The organism is Alteromonas sp. PRIM-21, from assembly GCF_027563165.1.
Taxonomy (GTDB): domain Bacteria; phylum Pseudomonadota; class Gammaproteobacteria; order Enterobacterales; family Alteromonadaceae; genus Alteromonas; species Alteromonas macleodii_A.
The window spans coordinates 1-4,411 of the sequence record NZ_JADOEK010000028.1 but is presented as its reverse complement, the minus strand read 5'-3'; the positions used below and the strand labels follow the sequence as shown (position 1 = coordinate 4,411).

Below are 4,411 nucleotides of genomic sequence, written 5' to 3'. Positions count from 1 at the left end.
GGTTCTGGCGACTGGATTATAACGAAGAAAGAACACATGAAAGTCTGGGTAACCTGCCTCCGGCAGCTTACCGAGCAAAACTAGAAAACTCTAATTTAGTACTGTCTCACTAAAGGGGAAGTGGACAGCTTCAGTTGGCCTTGACGAAGGCTTAAATAGCGAAACTTGAAACCCTTCTTCAATGCTACTAAAGATTCGGGGTAACGTAGTAAAGTCAGCTGTTGGAAAATCCCACTGCATTCGCCCATCAACCATTTGTGCAGAAAATATGTCTTTGTTGTACAACAAATCTTCGAAAAGTTTGAAATCCTGATTATTTGGCGACTCCTCTAATATACGGTTGGCAGTGGCACACCAATTTTTAAGAGTCTTATTAGGCAATAGCTTAATAAAAAGCGTTAATTTTTAAACTCGTTCCAATCGCTTATTTTTTTGCGATATACCATTGTGCTTGTTCGCTTTATCAGTCAAAGACAAATCGACGAATTCTTTTATGCGCTTCCTATCTAAGCATACATCTTCCAACATCAAATCGATGGATTCGTCACCACCAATTACAGTTACAAGCCTAATAAAGTTTTGCTTTAACCCATTATCAATAAAGTCCTTATCTAGAGCCTCCAAAGACGTGATTTCAGCTTCCATCCAATAGCATTCGGTACTCGATGGAATTCCGTAATTCATTTTAAGGATTTCGGCCTGCTCCACCGTGAGTTGCCTCATTCCCTTTCTCAACTCAGATATGGGAGATGATGGTAAATCCAACTCTTTTGAAACCTGACCAGGACTAGAAATATTGCAGGCGTGAACAACCTAGTGTCTAGAGGTTTGTTTATTCAGCTTGTTGTTAGAACTATTCATATGTCTCTCCTTTACCGACACCCAGAGAATATAAAGAAATCGATTACAATAAAAGGATGCTTCGTGCAATCTAGACAAAGGCTATTCATTAAGCTGTTATGTGCGTTGAGTACACTTTTACGGAACATTGGAGATGTAATATTTGCGGTATTCGTAATACACCTGACCACTCAATTTGAACCCTATCCTTCGTACCCGTTTTTGGATATTCGCGGCTATCTGACCATACTACTCATCTATCTTTTGTCACTGGCATGTCACATCAGTGCTGACAAATTGAAAAAGAGCAAATTGTTTTTTTTATTATCTGCATGAATAAAGAACTCTCTTCAATTTTAGCCATTACGTAATTGACGTTTGGAACTGAAAAATGGTCGAAAATCAAACATAGGGAGAAAGTCTGTTTTTCATAATTTCTGGGCAACTTACAACTACAACTCCATTCATTCTAAATGCTCCATACTAGCCATAATTTAGTCGCTTATGAGTTCTTTGTGTAAACTATCAATTTTAGAGTCTGTTAAGCTTGCAACATAGTCTTTCGCTTGTATTATGTCGGCTGTAGGGGTTGCTTTTGTTATCCTATCTGAACTCCCAATCATCCTATCTAATGGTAGAAACCCTAACCACTTTTTATTAATGATCTGATTTTTATGTTTATGTTCATAGAATCTCATATACTTTGAACCTCTAACCTTAATATATTCAGTTCGAAAGTATTCATCTATATGCTCAGGAAACAAAGCAAGCAATAAAGTCAATTCGGTAACTTTTTTGGCTGCCCTCATATTCGATGAGAGAACTCTTGTATTTGAGTGAAGAAGTCCCGCTTGAAGTTTCTCCCAAATTTCATTCATATCATCTTGTATTAGCTGACTATGGCATACGACATAATCACCTGCACTTCGGACACACTTATCTGTTGTATTTTTGAGTCTGAAAAGTCTTTTAGAGGTTTCGGAGATAACATCTTCCATTAAAAGACGAATTATCGAGGGTCGTTGCTGAATAAACATAGAGAGCAAGGAGGAGTTTCGAACATCTTCTCTTAAGTCAATTGGTGGGCGATGAAACATTTTGCAAGATAACAAATGCTCTAATTTAAGTATTCCCAGTGCAATGCCGTCTTCAATATCAGAAATTAAGTAAGATATTTTGTCTGCGGCTCTAATTGCTTGGCCTTCTAGATGACAATGCTCATTACAGATATGTATATCGACACTGCCTTCTTCTCCATTGTATTTGCTGTTTTTGTAGACGTTTTCGAAACTCATTCCGTGTCCACTATGACAAAATGTATGTTTGAATATGCTCTCGCAAACTTCCTTGGTTAAGTTAAGACCTGTCGAATTTGAATATGAACTATTTTGATATGCCCCCTCTAAGTACCAAACCACATCAACACCATGTTCATAATGATTAAAACCGCATTCAAAGCCTAATGTTCGCATTAAGCAATCCAATGCGGTCTCGCCTGCATGCCCGAAAGGAGTGTGTCCGATATCATGAGCCAAAGCACCAGCTTCAATTAGGTTGGCGTCTAAACCAAAGGAATCGCCAATTGTCCTCGCCAATTGCATCACTTCTATACTATGTGCAAGCCGTTGTCTTAGTTGAGAATTTTCGTCAACTGGAAACAATTGAGTCTTGTCTGATAGTTTCTTAAAACCGGAAGACCAGATTACTCTATCTCGGTCTCTTTGAAATTCAATCCTATAGCCATCAGACTTCATTTTGTCAGGCCTCGTAGCCTCTTGAGTTGCAAAATCACTTAATTTATCTTTTAACTCGTTGAATAATTTGGCTGGTGTCTTTCTAAAACCCTCTTGATAGTTCCAAATACCAGTTATGTCAGAAATAGACTGCACCTTTTTGCTGATAATTTTTACTTTTTCATTTCGCTGAGACGCTATTATCTGTGATGTTTCAAGTATGTTTTTACCAGCTGACCAATTTGCAAGTATGCCTTCCATCAATTGAATATCTTCAACGGCAAATGCTTTTTTTTCGGAAGTCCATAGATTAAAAGGCTCATGCTTGACTTGTCTACTAAAGGTTCTACTAAAACCTTCAATTTCATCAATCACGATTCCGTGGTCTATTGATTCATCGGAGATAAACACCCTAAATATAGTCTCTTGATTTTTATAGGAAAAAGCCTTGACTGCACAACTTTTTAATACTTGATTCTCATAAATTTTTTCACCGCTACTCTCGAAGATCAACAAATCACCACTCCTCCATGGTAAATTCACATTGTTCTTTAGTTTGTCTTTTAAAACATTTTCTTCGAATTTTGGAATTATGTACTTACAAGCCGAACTTTCTAATGAGAGAATTTTGTGTCCTTTTTCGAACAAACTCTTTAACAGCCTTTCCCGTTCTTGAGAGGCAGTTTCTCTAGTAAGTTCCTTAGGAATAGCGCAGAAAACGATTCCACCTTTGCCACAAAGTTCAATGCTCCTATTAATAAACCGATATAGATGTTCTTCGTACCATGGTGGGTCGAGGAAAACTGCCCCAAAACCAGTTAAGTCTTGAGGTAGTTCTAATGCTGCGTCATATTCAAATGCACTAAAGCTTTCTTTTAAGTCTGGGTATGCCCCACAGAAAGTTTTTCTGAATAGCTCAATGACATCTTTGTCTATATCTAAAAGAGTCACAGGCTGGTTTCTACTCGCTAAAACAGAAGCAATTGTTGGAGCACCAAGTACAGCTACTTTATTAACTCCTAGTTCCAGTATTTTTGTAGCTATCGTTTCCTGTGAAGAAAGAGTGAACCACCATTGAAAATGTAAAGGGTTGGCAGCTGGTAGTCTATGGAAAAACTTTTCTTTATAGGCCTCTTGTAAATATTTTGTGCTATCAACTTCAAGCCCAGTTTTTTCTGGTGGGTTGTCTACCGTATTCTTGATATCCTCAAAAATACTTTCGATGAGCAATGGATCAGCCCCGTCACTTCTTTTCACTATTTCTGAAAAGTCTGTGATACCACTTGATAAGAGCGCCTTAACTTTTGCTTTCAACTTATTTTGGTAACTACTGTCCATATCCATGTTTGTCCTTATCTTTAATTAGCTATAACGTGTCTAGTGTGCTAGGTGTTGCAAGTTCTTCTATACAAAACATTTATTTGAAACGGCGCAGACAGTCGCCTGTAGGTCTCTACAACTACCTTAAGCTCCTAATTAAATGAATTTTTTAAGTTCATTGAGACATTGTATTACTGTAGATTTCTTAATTTCAGATTCATTTAAAAGTGACTAAAGCGTGTCGAAACCATTCCTGTGATCTTTTGACACGATAAATTGTTCCGGTGATAGTTTCACCTTTTTTTATGAAGTTTTTTCCAGCCAGAAACAAGCTTAAGTGCAACCGTGGCTAGCTGTGAAGCAGTCAACCCAGAGCATACTAGTAACTCAACTATTTCTTCAGCATCAATTATGTCAGACTATAAGAACACATAACCATTTTTATTTTATCAATAGCAATGGCTTTAAAACTCGAACCTCTTGAATTTCCTTAAATATCTTCTGATGCCCTATCAATT

General features: G+C 37.4%; 2 protein-coding genes. Both read right to left on the bottom strand.

All coding sequences use genetic code 11. The features are described from left to right. Window positions 1-405 precede the first annotated feature (405 nt). On the bottom strand, window positions 406-723 hold the full coding sequence (locus IW644_RS19795; RefSeq protein WP_269919040.1) for a hypothetical protein: 318 nt from the start codon (window positions 721-723) through the stop codon (window positions 406-408). Window positions 724-1,334: 611 nt separating this feature from the next. Beyond that, window positions 1,335-3,917, bottom strand: coding sequence for a dGTP triphosphohydrolase (gene dgt, locus IW644_RS19790; protein ID WP_269919039.1), 2,583 nt, complete (start codon window positions 3,915-3,917; stop codon window positions 1,335-1,337). Between the last annotated feature and the right edge of the window lie 494 nt (window positions 3,918-4,411).